The sequence below is a fragment of the Mesorhizobium sp. WSM4313 genome (assembly GCF_002294725.1).
Classification (GTDB): Bacteria; Pseudomonadota; Alphaproteobacteria; order Rhizobiales; family Rhizobiaceae; genus Mesorhizobium.
Genome location: NZ_NSFT01000006.1, coordinates 107,415 through 126,755, shown reverse-complemented (window position 1 = coordinate 126,755; position 19,341 = coordinate 107,415). Strand labels below are relative to the sequence as shown.

General features: G+C 64.2%; 23 protein-coding genes. 19 read left to right on the top strand and 4 right to left on the bottom strand.

From position 1 onward, the window contains the following. The first annotated feature begins 133 nt into the window (after positions 1–133). From nrdR to CK219_RS15820, 7 genes are all read left to right on the top strand, one after another. Positions 134–613 carry a transcriptional regulator NrdR gene (gene nrdR / locus CK219_RS15850; protein WP_059184872.1) on the top strand — a complete coding sequence of 160 codons (480 nt, stop codon included), beginning with the start codon at positions 134–136 and terminating at the stop codon, positions 611–613. Positions 614–615: 2 nt separating this feature from the next. Beyond that, positions 616–1,743 carry a bifunctional diaminohydroxyphosphoribosylaminopyrimidine deaminase/5-amino-6-(5-phosphoribosylamino)uracil reductase RibD gene (ribD, locus tag CK219_RS15845; protein WP_176477026.1) on the top strand — a complete coding sequence of 376 codons (1,128 nt, stop codon included), beginning with the start codon at positions 616–618 and terminating at the stop codon, positions 1,741–1,743. Positions 1,744–1,804: 61 nt separating this feature from the next. After that, positions 1,805–2,422 carry a riboflavin synthase gene (locus CK219_RS15840; RefSeq protein ID WP_095767687.1) on the top strand — a complete coding sequence of 206 codons (618 nt, stop codon included), beginning with the start codon at positions 1,805–1,807 and terminating at the stop codon, positions 2,420–2,422. Continuing rightward, the gene (locus CK219_RS15835) at positions 2,422–2,601 is read left to right on the top strand and encodes a DUF1778 domain-containing protein (protein WP_095767686.1); all 180 of its coding nucleotides are present in this window, start codon (positions 2,422–2,424) and stop codon (positions 2,599–2,601) included. The genes CK219_RS15840 and CK219_RS15835 overlap by 1 nt, the downstream gene beginning before the upstream one ends. A gap of 76 nt (positions 2,602–2,677) precedes the next feature. Beyond that, complete coding sequence (gene ribH / locus CK219_RS15830) at positions 2,678–3,172, top strand: 6,7-dimethyl-8-ribityllumazine synthase (protein ID WP_095767685.1); 495 nt, start codon at positions 2,678–2,680, stop codon at positions 3,170–3,172. Next, positions 3,169–3,663, top strand: coding sequence for a transcription antitermination factor NusB (gene nusB / locus CK219_RS15825; protein WP_095767684.1), 495 nt, complete (start codon positions 3,169–3,171; stop codon positions 3,661–3,663). Before ribH ends, nusB begins: the two co-directional genes overlap by 4 nt. Beyond that, the gene (locus CK219_RS15820) at positions 3,660–4,880 is read left to right on the top strand and encodes an MFS transporter (RefSeq protein WP_095767683.1); all 1,221 of its coding nucleotides are present in this window, start codon (positions 3,660–3,662) and stop codon (positions 4,878–4,880) included. The genes nusB and CK219_RS15820 overlap by 4 nt, the downstream gene beginning before the upstream one ends. Before the next feature lie 57 nt (positions 4,881–4,937). Here the strand turns inward: CK219_RS15820 and CK219_RS15815 are convergent, their stop codons facing one another. Beyond that, positions 4,938–5,510, bottom strand: coding sequence for an NADPH-dependent FMN reductase (locus CK219_RS15815; protein WP_095767682.1), 573 nt, complete (start codon positions 5,508–5,510; stop codon positions 4,938–4,940). A gap of 237 nt (positions 5,511–5,747) precedes the next feature. Between CK219_RS15815 and CK219_RS15810 the strand changes: the two genes are divergently transcribed. From CK219_RS15810 to CK219_RS15785, 5 genes are all read left to right on the top strand, one after another. After that, positions 5,748–6,659 (top strand): ABC transporter substrate-binding protein, encoded by a 912-nt coding sequence (locus CK219_RS15810; protein WP_095767681.1) that lies wholly within the window; start codon positions 5,748–5,750, stop codon positions 6,657–6,659. A 215-nt stretch (positions 6,660–6,874) separates the two neighbouring features. Next, positions 6,875–8,038, top strand: a complete 1,164-nt coding sequence (locus CK219_RS15800; RefSeq protein ID WP_095767679.1) for an ABC transporter permease — start codon at positions 6,875–6,877, stop codon at positions 8,036–8,038. Beyond that, positions 8,035–8,973, top strand: coding sequence for an ABC transporter ATP-binding protein (locus tag CK219_RS15795; protein ID WP_095767678.1), 939 nt, complete (start codon positions 8,035–8,037; stop codon positions 8,971–8,973). Before CK219_RS15800 ends, CK219_RS15795 begins: the two co-directional genes overlap by 4 nt. After that, positions 8,970–9,719 (top strand): ABC transporter permease, encoded by a 750-nt coding sequence (locus CK219_RS15790; RefSeq protein WP_095767677.1) that lies wholly within the window; start codon positions 8,970–8,972, stop codon positions 9,717–9,719. The genes CK219_RS15795 and CK219_RS15790 overlap by 4 nt, the downstream gene beginning before the upstream one ends. Positions 9,720–9,975: 256 nt before the next feature. Further along, positions 9,976–12,117 carry a sodium-translocating pyrophosphatase gene (locus CK219_RS15785; protein ID WP_095767676.1) on the top strand — a complete coding sequence of 714 codons (2,142 nt, stop codon included), beginning with the start codon at positions 9,976–9,978 and terminating at the stop codon, positions 12,115–12,117. Between the two features lie 96 nt (positions 12,118–12,213). On the opposite strand, the gene CK219_RS15780 is transcribed toward CK219_RS15785, so the two are convergent. From CK219_RS15780 to CK219_RS15770, 3 genes are all read right to left on the bottom strand, one after another. After that, entirely contained in the window at positions 12,214–13,203 is a 990-nt protein-coding gene (locus CK219_RS15780) for a glycosyltransferase family 2 protein (protein WP_245340491.1), read from the bottom strand. A gap of 1 nt (position 13,204) precedes the next feature. Then, positions 13,205–13,750 carry a dTDP-4-dehydrorhamnose 3,5-epimerase family protein gene (locus CK219_RS15775; RefSeq protein ID WP_176477025.1) on the bottom strand — a complete coding sequence of 182 codons (546 nt, stop codon included), beginning with the start codon at positions 13,748–13,750 and terminating at the stop codon, positions 13,205–13,207. A gap of 139 nt (positions 13,751–13,889) precedes the next feature. Beyond that, positions 13,890–14,414: an outer membrane protein assembly factor BamE gene (locus CK219_RS15770; RefSeq protein WP_095767674.1), complete on the bottom strand. Its 525-nt coding sequence runs from the start codon at positions 14,412–14,414 to the stop codon at positions 13,890–13,892. Positions 14,415–14,531: 117 nt separating this feature from the next. Between CK219_RS15770 and CK219_RS15765 the strand changes: the two genes are divergently transcribed. From CK219_RS15765 to CK219_RS15735, 7 genes are all read left to right on the top strand, one after another. Next, positions 14,532–15,074 carry a ubiquinol-cytochrome C chaperone family protein gene (locus CK219_RS15765; protein WP_095767673.1) on the top strand — a complete coding sequence of 181 codons (543 nt, stop codon included), beginning with the start codon at positions 14,532–14,534 and terminating at the stop codon, positions 15,072–15,074. Positions 15,075–15,085: 11 nt separating this feature from the next. Beyond that, on the top strand, positions 15,086–15,634 hold the full coding sequence (locus CK219_RS15760; RefSeq protein WP_095767895.1) for a YceD family protein: 549 nt from the start codon (positions 15,086–15,088) through the stop codon (positions 15,632–15,634). Between the two features lie 130 nt (positions 15,635–15,764). Beyond that, the gene (gene plsX, locus CK219_RS15755; protein WP_095767672.1) at positions 15,765–16,832 is read left to right on the top strand and encodes a phosphate acyltransferase PlsX; all 1,068 of its coding nucleotides are present in this window, start codon (positions 15,765–15,767) and stop codon (positions 16,830–16,832) included. 9 nt (positions 16,833–16,841) lie between these two features. Next, complete coding sequence (locus tag CK219_RS15750; protein WP_095767671.1) at positions 16,842–17,813, top strand: beta-ketoacyl-ACP synthase III; 972 nt, start codon at positions 16,842–16,844, stop codon at positions 17,811–17,813. A gap of 104 nt (positions 17,814–17,917) precedes the next feature. Then, positions 17,918–18,241, top strand: coding sequence for an integration host factor subunit alpha (locus CK219_RS15745; protein ID WP_040983242.1), 324 nt, complete (start codon positions 17,918–17,920; stop codon positions 18,239–18,241). A 130-nt stretch (positions 18,242–18,371) separates the two neighbouring features. After that, positions 18,372–18,911, top strand: a complete 540-nt coding sequence (locus CK219_RS15740) for a MerR family transcriptional regulator (RefSeq protein WP_095767670.1) — start codon at positions 18,372–18,374, stop codon at positions 18,909–18,911. Positions 18,912–19,008: 97 nt separating this feature from the next. Further along, the gene (locus CK219_RS15735; RefSeq protein ID WP_095767669.1) at positions 19,009–19,311 is read left to right on the top strand and encodes a DUF883 family protein; all 303 of its coding nucleotides are present in this window, start codon (positions 19,009–19,011) and stop codon (positions 19,309–19,311) included. The last annotated feature ends 30 nt before the right edge of the window (positions 19,312–19,341 follow it).

Below are 19,341 nucleotides of genomic sequence, written 5' to 3'. Positions count from 1 at the left end.
CCTTGGGGCAGGGCGCTGGCAATTGTGCTTGCGCCTCGCTATCTCTGAAGGGGAGAAAAGGTCTTTCCTTTGCCAAGACGGCAAAAGGCACTAAGCCTTCCGCCATCTGAGAATCGCGAACCCAAGGCTTTCCATGCGCTGCCCTTATTGCCAGTCCGAAGATACGCAGGTGAAGGATTCGCGTCCCGCCGAGGACGGCGCTGCGATCCGCCGGCGGCGGGTGTGCCCTGATTGCGGCGGCCGCTTCACCACCTTCGAGCGTGTCCAACTGCGCGACCTCGTCGTCATCAAGAAGTCCGGGCGCAAGGTGCCGTTCGACCGCGACAAGCTGTTGCGTTCCGTCGAGATCGCGGTGCGCAAGCGCAATGTCGACCCCGAGCGCATCGACCGCGCCGTCACCGGCATCGTGCGCCAGCTCGAAAGCTCCGGCGAAACCGAAGTGGCCTCGGGCGAGGTCGGCCGGCTGGTCATGGAGGCGCTGAAGTCGCTCGATGACGTTGCCTATGTCCGCTTCGCCTCGGTCTACCGCAATTTCCGCGAGGCCAAGGATTTTCACGAGCTGCTGGGCGAATTGAAGGGCGACGAGGAGAAGACCGAAGAGGACGCCGGCTGATCATGGCGGGACCGCGACTGGACGAGGCCGCGCAGGCGGCCCTTGATCGCCGTTTCATGGCCGCGGCCATCAGGCTGTCGCGCCGCAATGCCGGCCGCACCTCAACCAACCCTTCCGTCGGCACCATCATCGTGCGCGACGATGGCGCCGGCCCGATGATCGTCGGCACCGGCGTGACGGCCGTGGGCGGCCGCCCCCATGCCGAGACAGAAGCGCTCGCCGAGGCCGGCGAGCTTGCGCGCGGTGCTACGGCTTACGTCACTCTGGAGCCCTGCGCCCATCACGGCCGCACGCCACCCTGCGCCAATGCGCTGGTCAATGCCGGCATCGCCCGCGTCGTCGGTGCGGCGAGCGATCCCGATCCGCGCGTCTCCGGCAAGGGCTACGCCATCCTGCGCGCCGCCGGCGTCGAGGTGGCGGAGAAGGTGCTGGCCACCGAGGCCGCCGAGCAGATGGCCGGCTATCTGACTCGTTCTCTGAAAAAACGCCCGGAAGTGACTCTGAAGCTTGCGCTTTCGAGCGACGGCAAGATCGGCCGCAAAGGCGCCGGACAGGTCGCCATCACCGGCGAGATCGCCCGGCGCGACGTCTATCTGATGCGCGCCGAGGCCGACGCCATCCTGATCGGCATCGGCACCGCGCTCGAGGACGACCCGGCGCTGACCGTGCGCCTGCCCGGACTGGAGAACCGCTCGCCGGCGCGCGTCATCCTCGATCGGCAGATCCGGCTGCCGGAGACGTCCAAGCTGGTGTCCGGCGTCGATCGCGTGCCGCTCTATGTCGCCGCTTGCCTGGAGGCCGATCCGCATCGGCGGGCGTCGCTCGAACGCGCAGGCGTGCACTTCATCGGCACGGAAACCTATGAAAGCGAGATAGCGTTGCCGGAGTTGCTGGAGGATCTGGCGGCACTCGGCATGGCGAGCGTTTTGGTCGAAGGCGGCGCCAGGGTGGCCAAGGCCTTCCTCGAGGAAGATCTTGTCGATCGCATTGTCCTCTTCCAAGGCCCGGACGCCATTGGCGAGGACGGCATTGCATCGCCCATCGACGCCGACCACATCCCGGCTGGATTTCGCAAGCTGCGTGACATGCGCTTCGGCGAGGACAGTTACGCCGAGTGGGTAAGACCATGAGCCCAAAAAGTGGGAACCGGTTTTTGGATAAGATCACGGTCAATACGAAAGACGCTCTCTGATGTTTACGGGAATTGTGACTGATGTTGGTACGGTTGCGAGCGTGAAGCCGCTCGCCCAAGGCATCTGCCTGCGCATCGACACCGCCTACGACCCCGAGACCATTGCGATCGGCGCTTCGATTTCCTGCAGCGGCGTCTGCTTGACCGTCACGGCGCTGCCCGAGCACGGCTCGAATGCGCGCTGGTTCGAGGTCGAGGCCTGGGAGGAAGCGCTCAGACTGACCACCGCGTCAAGTTGGAAGCCCGGCACCAGGATAAATCTCGAACGCGCGCTGAAGATCGGCGACGAACTCGGCGGCCACATCGTCTCCGGCCATGTCGACGGCACCGCCCAAATTGTCGAGCGCAAGGAAGAGGGCGATGCCGTGCGCTTCACGCTGGAGGCGCCGCGCAATCTGGCGAAGTTCATCGCGCCGAAAGGCTCGGTCGCGCTCGACGGCACCTCGCTTACCGTCAACAAGGTCGAAGCGACCCGCTTCGACGTGCTCCTCATCCATCATTCGCTGAGCGTCACCACCTGGGGCGAGCGCCAGGCCGGCGACCGCGTCAACATCGAGATCGACACCATGGCCCGCTATGCCGCGCGCCTGGCCGAGGCAGCGAAAGAGGGGCTTTGATGACTAAAGGCGAAATTGGCTCCACGCAGCAAGAAAAGCTCCACATCGAGGATGCGCCCGCCCTCAATGTGTCGGTCAACGATCGCCAGGTGTTCGTTGAAGCTCTTATCAAACCTCAGCCGGTGAACGACCGTCTGCGTGATACGGTGCGTCTTTATCGCGAGGCTACTGGCGTCTGACGTCCACCCCGCCAATCTTCCGCTTGCGGTCAACCCGGCTTCGGCCTAAGTCACCGGCAACCCCCCGGAGACTTTTATGGCTGGCACATCCCAACACGGCAAAGCGTTCATTCGCCCGAAGGCGAAGGCGCATCTGCTCATTGTCGAAGCGCGCTTTCACGACGATCTCGCCGACGCCCTGCTCGATGGCGCGACCGGCGCGCTCGATGAGGCCGGCGCCACCTATGACGTCGTCACGGTTCCCGGCTCGCTCGAAATACCTGCTGTCATCACCTTCGCGCTCGATGGCGCGGCCGAAGGCGGCACGCATTACGACGGTTTTGTTGCGCTCGGCACCGTCGTCCGTGGCGACACCTATCATTTCGACATCGTCGCCAATGAATCGAGCCGCGCGCTGATGGACCTTTCGGTGCAGGAGGCGATCGCGATCGGCAACGGCATTCTGACCACCGAGAACGACGCCCAGGCATGGGCGCGCGCACGCAAGACGGAAGGCGACAAGGGCGGCTTCGCTGCGCGCGCGGCGCTGACCATGATCGCGCTCAAAGAGAAATTCGGAGCCCAATCGTGACCGATCCCGCCTCGACCGGTGCGGTGCGCCACGCCAACAAGCGTGGTGCCGCTCGTCTTGCCGCCGTCCAGGCGCTCTATCAGATGGATGTGGCCGGCAGCGGCGTCTTCGAGATCACGGCCGAATACGAAGCCTTCCGCCTCGGCAAGGAAGTCGACGGCGCGCTCTATCGCGAGGCCGACGCGCAATGGTTCCGCGCCATCCTGACGGGCGTCGTCGAGAACCAGAAGACCATCGATCCCGTCATCCGCCAGGCGCTCACCGAGGACTGGCCGCTGTCGCGGCTGGATTCGACGCTACGCGCCATCCTTCGCGCCGGCGTCTACGAACTGATGAAGCGCGAGGACGTGCCGGTGGCCGTCATCGTCTCCGAATATGTCGACATCGCCAAGGCATTTTACGAGGAAGACGAGCCGAAGCTGGTCAACGCCGTGCTGGATCGCGTTTCGCGCCGGGTTCGCGGCGAGGGACGCGGCAAGGACGCTTCGTGACGACCGCAACGGCCGCGTTCGCCGAGACCGGCAGGGAAGGGCGTCGCACGGCGGTGCTGCTTGCCGCAGCGCAGGCGATCGTCGGTTCGGCCGCACCGATCGCCATTTCGCTGGGCGCGCTCGCCGGGCAATATCTGCTCGGTCCAGACAAGTCGCTCGCGACGGCGCCGGTCACCGGTTTCAATATCGGCGTGGCGCTGGGAGCCTTGCCGGCCGCTGCCATCATCCGCCGGCTCGGCCATCGCGGCGGCTTCATGACAGGCACTATCGTCACCGCGCTCGGTGGCCTGGTCGCGACGCTCGCGCTCTTCCAGGCAAGCTTCTGGCTGTTCGCCTTCGGCCTCTGCGTCATTGGCGTCGGTGGCGCTTTCGTCCAGCAATTCCGCTTCGCGGCTGCCGACAATGCGCCGCCGGAATTCAAGGCGCGCGCCATCTCCTTCGTGCTGGCGGGCGGCATCATCACTGCCGTCCTCGGGCCGCAGATCGTCATCTACACGCGTGAATTGCTGGCTCCGGTAATGTTTGCCGGGTCCTTCGCCTCAATCCTGCCCCTGGCGGCGGTCGGCGCGCTCATCCTGTCGTTCCTGCGGGTTTCCTCCCGGACCGGCGCCGTCACTGAAACCGCTGCAAGCGATGCCCGCCCGTTGATTGAAATTGTCGCCCAGCCGCGTTTCGTCGCCGCGTTGTTCTGCACCGTCGGCAGCTACGCGCTGATGAGCTTCGTCATGACCGGCGCGCCGCTCGCCATGGTCGGCTGCGGTCTGTCTGAAGACAATGCCACGCTTGGCATTTCCTGGCACGTCATGGCCATGTTCGGGCCAAGCTTCTTCACCGGTACGCTGATCCATCGCTTCGGCGCCGAGCGCATCGTCGCCACTGGCCTTGCCTTGCTGATCGGCTGTGCTGCCGTGGCGCTTTCCGGCTTGGCGCTGTGGCAGTTCTGGACGGCGCTGATCTTGCTCGGGCTCGGCTGGAATTTCGGCTTCATCGGCGCCACCGCAATGGTCGCGGCCAGCTACCGGCCCTCCGAGAAGAGCAAGGTCCAGGGTTTCCACGACTTTGTCCTGTTCGGCTCCGTCGCCTTTGCCTCGCTGATGTCGGGCGCGATTTACAACGCCTGGGGCTGGACCATGCTGAACTGGATCGTCTTCCCGGTCGTCGCGCTCTGCTTTGCCGCGCTCGGCACGTTGAAGTTGGTGGGCGCTCCCAAATCTTGAAGAAGGCGCCCGACCAGCTCTTCCGGCCTCTTGAACAACCTGCCTGAACGACCGGCGTCAGGCATCCGGGGGGAGCACCTGCAGGACCCGCGCGATGAACATGTGGAACTCCTGCATATAGTTGCGCAGGAATGTCTCTGTTGACGCCACCGTCACCTCGCCATCGTCGGTGATCAGCCCCGGGGTGAACTGAATGTAGGCTTCGGGCGAGTTCATCTGGGGCGCGTTGCAGAAGCTGAGCACGCTGCGCAGGCTCTGTTGGGCGACCGCGGTTGCGATCGCGCCCGGCGATGTTCCGATGACGGCAGTCGGTTTGCGGGCAAAGGAGTTCTTGCCGTAGGGCCGGCTGGCCCAGTCGATTGCATTCTTCAGGCCGCCGGGGATCGATCGGTTGTACTCCGGCGTGACGAAAAGCACCGCCTGGACGGATGCGATGGCTTTCTTGAACTCCAGGGCGACAGGCGGGAAGGCGGCGTCATAGTCGTAGCTGTAGAGCGGCAAGTCCTTGAAGGGGATTTCCGTCATCTCAAGTTCCGGCGGCGCCAGTTTGACGAGAGCCTTCGCAAGCTTGCGGTTGATGGAGCCCTTGGCGAGGCTGCCGATGAGGTAGCCGACTTTGTGCTTGGCCATGACACACTCCTGTTTTGGCCGCCGACCCGCCTTTCCCAATATTTCGCAAAACAGGGTAAGCCGCCAGCCGGCCTCAGGTCGGCATCGCGCTATGTCGGGTGGAACAGTGCTTATGTCGGATCGAACAAAATTATTGCGCCTGTCCCCCAAGTTATGAAACCGTGTACCCCGACTGCCCGTCATAGCCGTGCTCATATACAGCCACCGATCAATCGGTTCACAGCAAGGGATTTCACAATGTTTTCAATCGGAAAGCTCGCCGTAGCAGCCGTTGCGCTCGGCCTTGCCACTGCCTCGGCCAGCGCCCAGGTGGTCGTCTCCTCGAAGATCGATACCGAAGGCGGGGTGCTGGGCAATATCATCCAGCTCGTGCTCAACGCCAACAACATCAAGACGACCGACCGGATCCAACTCGGCGCGACGCCCGTGGTGCGCAAGGCGATCACCGCTGGCGAGATCGACATCTATCCCGAATATACCGGCAATGCCGCCTTCTTCTTCCAGAAGGCAGACGATCCGGTCTGGAAGGACGCCGCCAAGGGCTACGAAACCGCCAAGAAGCTCGACTATGATGCCAACAAAATCGTCTGGCTATCGCCGTCGCCGGCCAACAACACCTGGGCGATCGCGCTGCGCAAGGAAGTGGCGGACGAGAACAAGCTCGTCACCTTGACCGACTTCGGCAAATACGTCGCGGGCGGCGGCAAGGTTGTGCTGGCGGCCTCCGCCGAGTTCGTCAATTCGGCGGCGGCGCTCCCGGCCTTCCAGACGACATACGGCTTCACGCTGAAGCCGGATCAGCTGATCACGCTCTCCGGTGGCGATACCGCGGCGACCATCGCAGCCGCCGCCAACCAGACCAACGGCGCCAACGCCGCCATGGTCTATGGTACCGATGGCGGCATCCAGCCTTCCGGCCTCGTCGTGCTCGAGGACGACAAGGCTGTGCAGCCCGTCTATCAGCCCGCACCGATCATCCGGGAAGAGGTCCTGAAGCAGCATCCCGAGATCGAGACGCTGCTGAAGCCGGTCTTCGCCAAGCTCGATCTCGTCACGTTGCAGGGGCTCAACGGCCGCGTTCAGCTGGGCGGCGAGCCGGCGAAGGGGGTCGCGGAGGATTTTTTGAAGAAGAACGGGTTTTTGAAGTAAGATAAGCCCGCCTTGAAAAGCGAGAAGTCGTTGCGAGGCGCCCCCCTCTGTCCTGCCGGACATCTCCCCCTCAAGGGGGGAGATTGGCTGTTGCTGCGCCTCGCTCCCTTCTCCGGCCTTGGTGATTGGCGAAGGCCCTCGCGACATCTGATCTCCCCCATAGAGGGGGAGATGGCCGGTAGGCCAGAGGGGGGCGCCTCGCGCAAACGCGCGTCATGACCCTGCGCCTCGACAAGCTCGGCGTCGTCATTGCCGCGATCGTGGCCTACGCCGCGTTCCTCGCCCCGTTCGCCACGTTCCGCGCCAACCGTATCGTGCCGGGGCAGGCGCGCTCGATCCTGGAAGCGCTGCCGTCCATGCTTGGCATGCTATTGCTGGCGATAGTGACAGGGGCCGCGATCGTCGCCCTGCTCAGGACGCCGCTTTTGCTCAGGCTGATCGCCGGCGTCGTGGCGCTGGTCGCGCTCTCGGTCCTGATCGGTGTTGCCGGCGGTTTTCTGACGCCCGCCGGCAACACTTTCGCTCGCGTCTCGCCGGCTTCGGGTTTCTGGCTGCTGATCTTTGCCTTCACCTTGCTCCTCGCCGATGTGCTGACCAGGCTGAACCTGTCGCCCAGAGCGCGCGTCGGCGTGCTCGTGCTTGCCGCTTCGGCCATTGCCGCGCTGCTCGTTTCGGGACGTTGGGACAGTCTTTCCATCCTCAAGGAATATGCAGGCCGCGCCGACAGTTTCTGGGCCGAAGCTTCCAAGCACGTCACGCTGGCGCTTGGCTCGCTGGCCGGCGCGGTCGTGGTCGGGATACCGCTCGGCATCTTGTGCCATCGTGTCGAGAAGCTGCGGGCAGGGGTGCTGAACGTGCTCAACATCATCCAGACCATTCCGTCGATCGCGCTCTTTGGCCTGCTGATCGCGCCGCTCGGCTGGGTCGCCCTGCACGTGCCGGGTGCCGCCGCGGTCGGCATCAGGGGCATCGGCACCGCGCCGGCCTTTGTCGCGCTGTTCCTCTATTCGCTGCTGCCGGTGGTGGCCAACACCGTGGTGGGACTCGCCGGCGTGCCACGCGTCGCCAACGACGCCGCGCGCGGCATGGGCATGACCGATCGCCAGCGCCTCTTCGATGTCGAGTTCCCGCTCGCCTTTCCGGTGATCCTGACCGGCATCCGCATCGTGCTTGTTCAGAACATCGGGCTTGCCACTATCGCCGCGCTGATCGGCGGCGGCGGCTTCGGCGTGTTTGTTTTCCAGGGTGTCGGCCAGACGGCGATGGATCTGGTGCTGCTCGGCGCGCTGCCGACCGTGGCGCTGGCCTTTGCTGCGGCGATCATCCTCGACGCGGTCATCGAGATGACCGCCACCAAGCGCAGGGTTGAAACGGCATGATCGAAATCGAAGGCATCACCAAGCGCTATGACGAGACGACGGTGGTCGACAATGTTTCGATGGTCATCGAGCCTCGAACCGTCGCAACCATCGTCGGCACGTCGGGGTCCGGCAAGACGACGCTGCTCCGGATGATCAATCGGCTGGTCGAGCCGACCTCCGGTGTCATCAAGCTCGACGGTGCCGACAACCGCTCGGTGCCCGGCTATCAGCTGCGCCGCAGCATCGGCTACGCCATCCAGGGGCATGGCCTGTTTCCACACCGCACGGTAGCGCAGAACATCGCCACCGTGCCGTTGCTGCTCGGTTGGGACCGAGACCGCATCAAGGCGCGCGTCGACGAGTTGATGACGCTCTACCAGCTCGACCCGCAGGCTTACGGGCCGCGTTACCCGCACGAGCTTTCCGGCGGCCAGCAGCAGCGCGTCGGCGTTGCCCGCGCTTTAGCCGCCGAGCCCAACGTGCTTTTGATGGATGAACCCTTCGGCGCGCTCGACCCGATCATTCGCACCAAGGCGCAGGAGGATCTGCTGGCGATCCAGAAGCGCTTCGGCACCACCATCATCCTCGTCACCCACGACATGGAAGAAGCCGTGCATCTGGGCGACAAAATAGCCGTCATGGATGCCGGCAAGCTGGTGCAATACGCAAGACCGGCGGAGATTCTGGCCAGACCGGCAAACGGCTTTGTCGAGACACTAGTCGGCGCCAGCGAAAGGCCGTTCCGGCTGCTGTCGCTGGGGCCAGTGCGCGACGCCGTGGAGCCCGGCAGTGCCGAAGGCGAGGCGATCCCCGGCGAAGCCACGCAGCGCGACGCCCTGGCCGAGCTCTTGTGGTCGGGACGCCCGGCGCTGCCGGTGAAAGGCGCCGACGGCAAGCTGCTCGGCCGCGTCACCATCGAAGGCCTGGTCAAACGTGCGGCGAGGCCGCAATGAAAGCCTGGCTGCCTGCGCTGCTGAGGCTGGCTGTTCTCTTGCTGCTGGCGGTCTTCATCACCAGCCCGAACTGGTTCGAGCCGCTGCTGAAACCGCTGACCGAGAATGGCGCGCCGGCGATCTACAACCAGGGCAGCCTGCTGACGCTGACATTGCAGCATCTGCGGATCGTGCTGATGGCGACAGTGGCGGCGACGATCGTGGCCGTGGCTTTAGCCATCCTGGTCACCAGGCCGGCCGGCGCCGAGTTCCTGCCCTTGTCGCGCAGCCTGGTCAATATCGGCCAGACCTTCCCGCCGGTTGCGGTGCTGGCGCTTGCTGTGCCGGCCGTCGGCTTCGGCGAGAAGCCGACGCTGATCGCGCTCTTCCTCTACGGCCTGCTGCCGATCTTCGAGAATGCGCTGACGGCGCTCACCAACCTGCCCGGCAACGTGATGGAAGCGGCGCGCGGCGCAGGCATGACTGGCTGGCAAAGGCTGATGAAGGTCGAGCTGCCGCTGAGCGCCCCGGTGATCCTCGGCGGCATCCGGCTCTCGGTGGTCATCAGCCTCGCCACCGCGACCATCGGCTCGACGGTTGCCGCCAAAACGCTCGGCGAGGTGATAATCGCCGGCCTGATCTCGAACAACCTTGCCTTCGTGCTGCAGGGCGGCCTGATCGTCGCGGCGCTTGCCGTGCTGATCTATGACGGCCTGTCGGCGATCGAACGCTACGCCGCGCGGCGCATGGGGCAGAGGACGGAATAACGCTACGTCTGCGGGTTGGGCGAAAGGTGCCTCAACGTCATTTCAATCGATCTAATTCCGGGCTCGCGCTGGCATAACGTTTATTGCCCTCTTCTTTTGGGCGAAAGCCGGGCAAAAACCGAACAATATCTTGACGTTCCAAGCCCTGTTTCGCATACACCCCAGCCAAGGGGTGGAATCCGTGCGCGGCATCCGTCTCCGTTCCAACGGCCCAGGGAGGGGTTCTTTTGGGCCAACAATCGAGGAAAATCCGGCAATGACCATCATTACCGCCGTCATCGCCTGCGGCTTGCTGTCAGTTCTGTACGCCATCTGGGCGACACGTTCGGTCCTTGCGTCCGATCAGGGCAATCAGCGCATGCAGGAAATCTCCGCGGCCATCCGCGAAGGCGCCCAGGCCTATCTGGCGCGCCAGTACACCACCATCGCCGTCGTCGGCATTGTCGTGCTTCTGCTTGCCTGGTGGCTGCTTTCGATCACCGCCGCCATCGGCTTCCTGATCGGCGCGGTGCTCTCGGGCGCCGCCGGTTTCATCGGCATGCATGTCTCGGTGCGCGCCAATGTGCGAACCGCGCAAGCCGCTTCGAACAGCCTTGCCGCCGGCCTCGACATCGCCTTCAAGTCGGGCGCCATCACCGGCATGCTGGTAGCGGGCCTGGCGCTGCTTGGCGTCTCGATCTACTACTTCATCCTGACCGGCCCGATGGGCCTGCAGCCGAACGACCGCGTCGTCATCGACTCGCTCGTCGCCCTCGGCTTCGGCGCCTCGCTGATCTCGATCTTCGCCCGTCTCGGCGGCGGCATCTTCACCAAGGGCGCCGACGTCGGCGGCGATCTCGTCGGCAAGGTCGAGGCCGGTATCCCCGAAGACGATCCGCGCAACCCGGCCACCATCGCCGACAATGTCGGCGACAATGTTGGCGACTGCGCCGGCATGGCCGCCGATCTGTTCGAGACCTATGCGGTGACCGTCGTCGCCACCATGGTGCTCGCCGCCATCTTCTTCGGCGGTACCGCGATGCTGGGGGCCGCGATGCTCTATCCGCTGGCCATCTGCGGCGCCTGCATCCTGACCTCGATCGTCGGCACCTTCTTCGTCAAGCTGGGTTCCAACGGCTCGATCATGGGCGCGCTCTATAAGGGCCTGATCGTCACCGGCCTGCTGTCGATCGTCGGCCTCGCCGCCGCTACATCGGCCACGCTCGGCTGGGGCGAGGTCGGCACGGTCGCCGGCATCGTCATCACCGGCAAGAACCTGTTCATCTGCGGCCTGATCGGCTTGGCTGTGACCGGCTTGATTGTCGTGATCACGGAATACTACACCGGCACCAACAAGCGTCCGGTGAACTCGATCGCTCAGGCGTCGGTGACCGGCCACGGCACCAACGTCATCCAGGGCCTCGCGGTCTCGCTGGAATCGACGGCGCTGCCGGCCATCGTCATCGTCGGCGGCATCATCGCCACCTATCAGCTCGGCGGCCTTTTCGGCACAGCGATCGCGGTCACCACCATGCTCGGGCTGGCCGGCATGATTGTGGCGCTCGACGCTTTCGGCCCGGTCACCGACAATGCCGGCGGCATTGCCGAAATGGCCGGCCTGCCGAAGGAAGTGCGCCACTCGACCGATGCGCTCGACGCCGTCGGCAACACCACCAAGGCCGTGACCAAGGGCTATGCCATCGGCTCGGCCGGCCTCGGCGCGCTGGTGCTGTTCGCCGCCTACTCGAATGATCTCAGGTTCTTTGCCGCCAATGGCGATAAGTACCCCTACTTCCAGGGCATAGGCGAGATCTCGTTCGATCTCTCCAACCCGTATGTCGTCGCCGGCCTCATCTTCGGCGGCCTGATCCCCTATCTGTTCGGCGGTATCGCGATGACCGCCGTCGGTCGCGCCGCGGGCTCCATCGTCGAGGAAGTGCGCAAGCAGTTCCGCGAGGACAAGGGCATCATGGCCGGCACCTCGAAGCCGAACTATGCGCGCGCCGTCGACATCCTGACCAGGGCGGCGATCCGGGAAATGATCATCCCGTCGCTGCTCCCGGTGCTGGCGCCGCTCGTCGTCTATTTCGGCGTGCTTCTGATCTCGGGTTCGAAGGCCTCGGCCTTCGCGGCGCTCGGCGCCTCGCTGCTCGGCGTCATCGTCAACGGCCTCTTCGTCGCCATCTCGATGACCTCCGGCGGCGGCGCCTGGGACAACGCCAAGAAGTCGTTCGAGGACGGCTTTACCGACAAGGACGGCGTCAAGCACCTGAAGGGTTCGGAAGCGCACAAGGCCTCGGTCACCGGCGACACCGTCGGCGATCCCTACAAGGACACCGCCGGCCCGGCCGTCAACCCGGCGATCAAGATTACCAACATCGTCGCGCTGCTTCTGCTCGCCGTGCTCGCGCACGGCTGATCGCGGCGGCTATTCCATGACAAAGCCCGCGGGAGCGATCCCGCGGGCTTTGTTTTTCGGCATGACATCCTTCATGCTTTCCGCCCCGGGGAGCACTCAACCGCCTTCCGGCCTTTCGCCGCCACGGCGATAGCGGGCCAGCAACGCGTTGGCGTCTGGTTCTCGTTCGGGCATCGGCGGCAAGCCGCGTGTCCGGCGCAACATGGCAATGAACGCGCCGCGGCGATATTGGCGACGGAAGGACCGCGCCCGCGGATGTATGCCAAGCATGGCCAGCAGCCTGCGTTTGAGATAGCGGGAGCGCTTAAGGGGGGCAGGTTCCTCGGCGTTGCCGAGAATCCTGACCCGCAACGCGTCTGGCGCATCCATCGCGTCCATCAGTTCTTCCTGTTCCCGCGCCGTATCTCGCGCATAGCTGCCTTCGCGCTTGCCCGAATGCAGCATGAGCACGGTTAGATGGGGCATTGTCGCGATCACCGCACCCTTGCGCCAGGCACGGAACAGCCAGTCCTGGGAACTCTCGCAAACGCACTGGCTGGCCGGGCGCCATGGCCCAAGCGTTGGCAGCGACGTCCGCCGGATCATTTGCGCGGAACCGAATCCGACAGTGGTGACTGGGTCGTAGAAGCCGTCCCGACCCATCCCGAGGATCATATGCCTGGAGCCTTTGCTCGCGGACGACTCGATGACTGCACCTCGGGCGATCACCACATCGGCACCGGTGGCGTCGATCCAGCCGCACATGGACGCCAGATGGTCGGGGAACCACAGGTCGTCATGGTTCAAGATGGCGACGAAGCGGCCGCGGGCCCGGGCAAAGCCGATATTGTTCGGACCCGACTGCTCGCCGAAGTTCACGGGAAGGTCGATATAGCAGATGCGGGCGTCTTCGAATGCAGCGACGGTGGCCGCGGTGTCAGGGCGGCACGCATCGCCGATGACTATGGCCTCCCAGTCCTGCAGGGTCTGACCAATGAGGCTCTTCAGGGCTTGATGCAGCACCGCCGGACGATTGTGCGTCGCCATCACGATCGAGACCAGCGGTTCGATCGGTCCGATTGGCGAGCCTTGACCGCCCTTTTCCACACTACACCAGCTTGTAGGGGATTTGTTCCGTATCGGGCGGCAGGCGCCAATGGTCGGGCGCGTCATAGGCGTAAGCCTTGTCGACAAGGTTGAGCAGCAACGCTGTCTCCGGTCCGAGGGCGACGACACCGTGCCAGACGCCGGGCGGAATGGTGACGATTGCCGGTCGCGATGCGCCCACGATCTTGTGCCAGACCGTGCCGAAACTGGGCGAAGCCTTGCGCCCGTCGAAAAGCGATATCCGCACGCTGCCGGCGCAGCAGAACAGGCGGTCGAGAGTCACTGCATGTGCGTGCCAGCCCGTCACTGCGCCCGGATACATTGTGCGCTGAAACACTTGCCCGACCGGCGATTGATCGAGAGCCCATTCCTCGCGAAAGATCTCGGTCAGGTAGCCGTTGGAAGTCGCGACGGGTCTGATTTCCTTGAATGTGACGCCCTCGATCGGCGGCGCATCGACGGCGAGCCAGTCCGGCGTCACCGTCTGTTGGTCAGGCGTGCCGGTGGCCATCCAGCCCTGCGGTACGGTACGATCGTTGTTGCTCATATCCAGCCCCCCCGGAAATCGCCAAAGCGTCATACGTGGCTATACGGGCATAGGCAAGCGCAGTCGGACGGTCGCCGGCAGGCGACGAAAGACCGTCGATCGAGGTCTTTCGTTCAGTCAGGTTGCCGGGCGAGCGAACTCAGGGCGTACCGCCGCTACCGCCGCCGGGAATGCCGGGCGCCAGCTTGCTGGCGCCGCTGATGACCTGGCTCAGGAAGTTCTGATCCTTGCCGCCGGTCGGCGTCGTCCGCGATATGAAGTCGAAGACCTTGCCGTCCTTGAGACCGTAATTGGCGATCTGGGTGACGCGGCCGTCAGCGCCGAAATAGACCGCCAGCACGTGCTGGTCGATGATGCGCGGGTTGTCGAAGGCGACATAGCGCTTGCGCGTTTGCGAGATGTAGTAGAAGGCCTCGTTGTCGAAGGTCGCCGTCGTCGACGGCGTGCCCAGCGCCAGAAGCACCTGCTCGCGGCTCGATCCGACCGGCACCGAATCGATCGCCTGTTGGTCGATGACGTAGCCTTTCGTCAGCGTCTCGCTCGGATGGAGATCTCCGAACATCTTGGACGAATTGCAGGCGGAAAGCGCTGACACCATTACCAGCAGCGAAGCCGCGCCCACTGGGGCGGGCGCAAAGAACGACTTGAATTTCAGCGCACCCAACAACAAATCTCCATCACATCCCCGCAACTTGCGCTGGGCCGCAAAACCGGTAAACCAGCTTGCATGCCGATGCAACAAGGCCAAATCAAACAACAGGTCCCCGGGAGACCGCCCTCAATGTTCCAGCGCCTTTTTGGCCGCGAACGCAATGCCAACCGCGCTATCACCGACGCGCTCTACGCACAAATCGTGGCGGCGGCGCGGCAAACGGTGTTTTATTCCGACTGGAATGTGCCGGATACGCCGCTCGGCCGCTTCGAGATGCTGTCGCTGCATATGTATCTCGTCCAGCACCGGCTGCATGGCGGGCAAGGCGTGGCCGCCGAGGTCGCGCAAGTGCTGATCGACGAGTTCTTCCTCGATGTCGAGCATTCGCTGCGCGAACTTGGCATCGGCGATGTCGGCGTGCCCAAACGCATGAAGAAGCTGGCAAAGATGTTTTACGGCCGTACGGCTGCCTATGACCAAGCGCTCAAGGAAGATGATCGGGTGGCGCTTGCGGCGGCGCTTGCGCGCAACGTCAGGCCGGACTCCGGCCCCTGGCCGCAGGCGCCGCTGCTGGCGGACTATGTCTGCGAGGCCTCGCACAAGCTTGCCGCCCAGCCGACCGAATCGATCGCCGCCGGCACCGCCGCGTTCCCGGCGGCCGGGGCAGCGTGAAGGAGGCCGGCATGAAAGGCGCCGAACTGCGCAGCCCGGTATCCTTCGTCGCCAATGTCGCGCGCCTGCCGCAAAAGGGCTTGCCTGTCCTTGTCGAGGCCGATGAGCGCCAGCGCGAGGCGCTTGCCGCCGACTATGATCTGCTTTCGGTCGAGAGCTATCGCGCCGAACTGCTTGTGGTTCCCTGGAAGCGCAATGGCGTCAAGGTCACCGGTCGCGTCGCGGCCGACATCACGCAAGCTTGCATCGTCACCCTGGATCCGGTCGCCGCGCATATCGACGAGGCCGTCGAGGCGCTGTTTCTGCCCGAGCAGTCGAAGCTTGGGCGCGAAGGTTTCGAAGGCGGCGGCGAGATCGTCCTCGACGCCGACGGGCCGGACAGTCCGGAGACATTTTCCGGCGACACCATCGATGTCGGCGGGCTGGCCGAACAGTTTTTCGGTCTGGCTATCGACCCTTATCCGCGCAAGTCGGGAGCCTCGCTCGACGTTGCCGGCGACGATCAGACCGAGGAAAGCGAATTCCAGAAAAAGCTGCGTTCGCTGCTTGGGAAATCCTGAGGGTGGTCCGGATTTTGGAAAAGTTGGTTGTGCGCAGGCACAAAACCGTTATTTTCGCCGAACCTTCGCGAGGCCCCTTACCTCGGCAGGCGTCCGCCGCAAGCCAGGCAAACCGTGAGAAAAGCACTACGTGATCAGGATTTCCATCGATGCCATGGGCGGCGATCACGGACCAAGCGTGGTCATCCCGGCGCTGATGACCGTCGCCATCCGCCGCCCTGACATCCGCTTCGTCGTCTATGGCCGCGAGGACGTGGTGCGCCCAGAGCTCGCCAAGTTCCCGAAACTCGCCGAGATATGCGAGTTCGTCCATTGCGAGATCGCCGTGCGCATGGATGACAAGCCGAGCCAGGCGCTTCGCCACGGCCGCTGGAAGTCGTCGATGTGGAAGGCCGTCGAAGCGGTCAAGAACGGCGGCGCGCAGGCCTGCGTCTCGGCCGGCAACACCGGCGCGCTGATGGCGATGTCGAAATTCTGCCTGCGCACGATGGCCACCATCGACCGCCCGGCGATCGCGGCGCTCTGGCCGACGACGCGCGGCGAAAGCGTGGTGCTCGACGTCGGCGCCACCATCGGCGCGGATGCGCACCAGCTTATCGATTTCGCCATTCTGGGTACCGGCATGGCGCGCTCGGTGTTTGGCGTCGAGCGGCCGAGCGTCGGTCTGCTCAATGTCGGCGTCGAGGAGATCAAGGGCCAGGAAGAGGTCAAGGAAGCCGGCCGCATGTTGCGCGAGGCCAACATGGCGTCGATGAATTATCGCGGCTTCGTCGAGGGCGATGATATCGGCAAGGGCACGGTCGACGTGGTGGTCACCGAGGGCTTCGCCGGCAACATCGCGCTCAAGACCGCCGAGGGCACTGCAAGGCAGATCGCCGGCTATCTGCGCGCCGCCATGAGCCGCACGCTCATGGCCAAGATCGGCTACGTCTTCGCCAAGGGCGCCTTCGACAGGCTGCGCGAGAAAATGGATGTCGGTCGCTCCAATGGTGGCGTCTTCCTGGGGTTGAACGGCATCGTCGTGAAGAGCCATGGCGGCGCCGATTCGGACGGATTCGCGGCCGCCATCGAGCTCGGCTACGATATGGTACGCAACAATCTGCTTGACCGGATCGAGGCCGACCTCGATCTGTTCCATGCGCGCAACCCGACCGCGCAGGCAAACAGGAAGTCCGGCGTCGCCGACGCCGAGGAATAGGAAAGAGCCTTGATCAGATCAGTCGTGCGCGGCAACGGTGCCGCGCTGCCCCGCCGCATCATGAAGAATGCCGACTTCGAAGGCATGGTCGAGACCTCCGACGAGTGGATCGTCCAGCGCACCGGCATTCGCCAGCGCCACGTCGCCGCCGACGACGAGACGACTGCCTCGCTTGGAGAGGATGCGGCGCGGGCCGCGCTCGACAGCGCCGGCATGACGCCGGCCGATATCGATCTCATCATCTTGGCGACCTCGACGCCCAACAACACGTTCCCGGCGACGGCTGTCGAAATCCAGAACCGGCTCGGCATGCATCACGGCTTTGCCTTCGACATGCAGGCCGTGTGCTCTGGCTTCGTTTACGCCGTTGCCACTGCCGATCTCTATATCCGCGGCGGCCTGGCCAAACGCGTCCTGGTGATCGGCTCGGAGACATTCTCGCGCATCCTCGACTGGAGCGACCGCTCGACCTGTGTGCTGTTCGGCGACGGCGCCGGCGCGCTGGTTCTCGAAGCGGAAGACGGAGCCGGCGCGATCACCGATCGCGGCGTGCTGGCCGCGAGCCTGCGCTCCGACGGCGTGCACAAGGACAAGCTCTTCGTCGACGGGGGTCCTTCGACCACGGGAACGGTCGGCCATCTGAGGATGGAAGGCCGTGAAGTGTTCAAGCATGCCGTCGGCATGATCACCGACGTCATCGAAGCGACCTTCAGCGAGGCCGGCATAACGGCCGAGGACCTCGACTGGTTCGTGCCGCATCAGGCCAATAAACGGATTATTGACGCTTCCGCCAAGAAGCTCGGGATTGCCGAGCAGAAAGTGGTGGTCACTGTCGACTTACACGGTAACACCTCGGCTGCTTCGGTGCCGCTCGCTTTGTCGGTGGCCGTCGCCGACGGTCGCATCAAGAAGGGCGACCTGGTTCTTCTCGAGGCGATGGGTGGAGGCTTCACCTGGGGCGCGGTGTTGCTCCGCTGGTAAGTGCCGAACTCGCCGGTTCGGTCCTTGACCTTGCCGGATCAATTACTTAGGCTCAGCCTTTGCCTGTATCGATTTACGTTTTTGCGAGCAGATGGGACGGTCGCATGGGGGGAAAGACACTTACGCGTGCCGACCTTGCTGAAGCCGTTTACCGGAAGGTTGGTTTGTCGCGAACGGAATCGGCGGAACTTGTCGAGGCTGTGCTGGACGAAATCTGCGAAGCCATCGTTCGCGGTGAGACGGTCAAGCTGTCGTCCTTCGCCACCTTCCATGTCCGCTCCAAGAACGAGCGCATCGGCCGCAATCCCAAGACGGGCGAGGAAGTGCCGATCTTGCCGCGCCGGGTGATGACGTTCAAGTCCTCGAACGTGCTCAAGAACCGGATCCTGCGTTCGCATCAGAACAGCAAGGGCAAGGGCGGCAAGTAGTTTGCTGGCGAATGCGGTTGAAAACCGCCGGCGGTTTTGACGCTGGGCTTGAATATCGTTTCATAAATCGCTGAAATAGATGCGATTCGGCACCATGCCCGGATCGTGGTCCAGTGTGGAGGATTGGCCCATGGACAAGAGCCCCGATGCTTTCCGCACCATCAGCGAAGTCGCGGAAGATCTTGACCTGCCGCAGCACGTGCTGCGTTTCTGGGAGACCCGCTTCACCCAGATCAAGCCGATGAAGCGTGGCGGCGGCCGGCGCTACTACCGGCCGCAGGACGTCGAGCTCATCAAGGGCATCCGGCATATGCTCTACGATCAGGGCTATACGATCAAAGGCGTGCAGAAGCTGTTGCGCGAGAACGGCAGCCATTTCCTGGTCGCCATCGGCAATGGCGACATGGCCGCGGTGGAGGCCATCGCCCAGCGCCGCCAGGCCGAGCAGGTGCCGCTGACGGCGGCCGCGCAGCCGCGCGGCGACGAGGACGCGCTGGTCGGCCAGCCGAAAGTGAAGCCCAGCCGCCGTTTCTTCGGTCTCGGCAAGAGCGACGACGAAGGTCCGGTTCAACCCGACTCGTCGAGATTGTCGCGTGACAATCGCGCCTTGCTGCAGGAGGCGCTGTTCGACTTGCTGGAATGCAAGCGCCTGCTCGACCAGGTTCGTTGAACGGTCATCTTCGACTTGACGGTGCTCGGTCGGTCGGTCGGCCGGAACGGGCTCTTCGCCCGTGCGTTAGGCCTTCTCGAAGAGAAGGACAACAAGCATGGCATCGTTTTCGACCCTCTCCGACGTTGATATCGACAAGCAGGTCGCGGCACTTTCGCGACAACTGCACGACCTGAAGAAGGTTCTGGCCAGGCGCGGTGACGCCTATTACGAGGATGGCCGCGAGGCGGCGTCCGACTATTATTCGCAACTTGCCGATCGCCTCCACGAGGCGCTTCCGGCAATAAGGCGCAGGGGCAGGGCGATCGAGCGCACGGCGCGCGATCATCCGGCGACGGCCGCCGCCGTCGGGCTGGTCGTGGTCGGACTGCTTGCCGGCCTTTTGATCGGCCGGCGCTGATCGATCGACGGGATAAAAAGAAATGGCGGC

What these genes read in the sequence shown, in the direction of transcription:
- nrdR (WP_059184872.1), top strand. Translation starts at nt 134, where the DNA reads ATGCGCTGCCCTTATTGCCAGTCCGAAGATACGCAGGTGAAGGATTCG.
- ribD (WP_176477026.1), top strand. Translation starts at nt 616, where the DNA reads ATGGCGGGACCGCGACTGGACGAGGCCGCGCAGGCGGCCCTTGATCGC.
- CK219_RS15840 (WP_095767687.1), top strand. Translation starts at nt 1,805, where the DNA reads ATGTTTACGGGAATTGTGACTGATGTTGGTACGGTTGCGAGCGTGAAG.
- CK219_RS15835 (WP_095767686.1), top strand. Translation starts at nt 2,422, where the DNA reads ATGACTAAAGGCGAAATTGGCTCCACGCAGCAAGAAAAGCTCCACATC.
- ribH (WP_095767685.1), top strand. Translation starts at nt 2,678, where the DNA reads ATGGCTGGCACATCCCAACACGGCAAAGCGTTCATTCGCCCGAAGGCG.
- CK219_RS15815 (WP_095767682.1), bottom strand. Translation starts at nt 5,510, where the DNA reads ATGGCCAAGCACAAAGTCGGCTACCTCATCGGCAGCCTCGCCAAGGGC.
- CK219_RS15810 (WP_095767681.1), top strand. Translation starts at nt 5,748, where the DNA reads ATGTTTTCAATCGGAAAGCTCGCCGTAGCAGCCGTTGCGCTCGGCCTT.
- CK219_RS15800 (WP_095767679.1), top strand. Translation starts at nt 6,875, where the DNA reads ATGACCCTGCGCCTCGACAAGCTCGGCGTCGTCATTGCCGCGATCGTG.
- CK219_RS15795 (WP_095767678.1), top strand. Translation starts at nt 8,035, where the DNA reads ATGATCGAAATCGAAGGCATCACCAAGCGCTATGACGAGACGACGGTG.
- CK219_RS15790 (WP_095767677.1), top strand. Translation starts at nt 8,970, where the DNA reads ATGAAAGCCTGGCTGCCTGCGCTGCTGAGGCTGGCTGTTCTCTTGCTG.
- CK219_RS15785 (WP_095767676.1), top strand. Translation starts at nt 9,976, where the DNA reads ATGACCATCATTACCGCCGTCATCGCCTGCGGCTTGCTGTCAGTTCTG.
- CK219_RS15775 (WP_176477025.1), bottom strand. Translation starts at nt 13,750, where the DNA reads ATGAGCAACAACGATCGTACCGTACCGCAGGGCTGGATGGCCACCGGC.
- CK219_RS15765 (WP_095767673.1), top strand. Translation starts at nt 14,532, where the DNA reads ATGTTCCAGCGCCTTTTTGGCCGCGAACGCAATGCCAACCGCGCTATC.
- CK219_RS15760 (WP_095767895.1), top strand. Translation starts at nt 15,086, where the DNA reads ATGAAAGGCGCCGAACTGCGCAGCCCGGTATCCTTCGTCGCCAATGTC.
- CK219_RS15745 (WP_040983242.1), top strand. Translation starts at nt 17,918, where the DNA reads ATGGGGGGAAAGACACTTACGCGTGCCGACCTTGCTGAAGCCGTTTAC.
- CK219_RS15740 (WP_095767670.1), top strand. Translation starts at nt 18,372, where the DNA reads ATGGACAAGAGCCCCGATGCTTTCCGCACCATCAGCGAAGTCGCGGAA.
- CK219_RS15735 (WP_095767669.1), top strand. Translation starts at nt 19,009, where the DNA reads ATGGCATCGTTTTCGACCCTCTCCGACGTTGATATCGACAAGCAGGTC.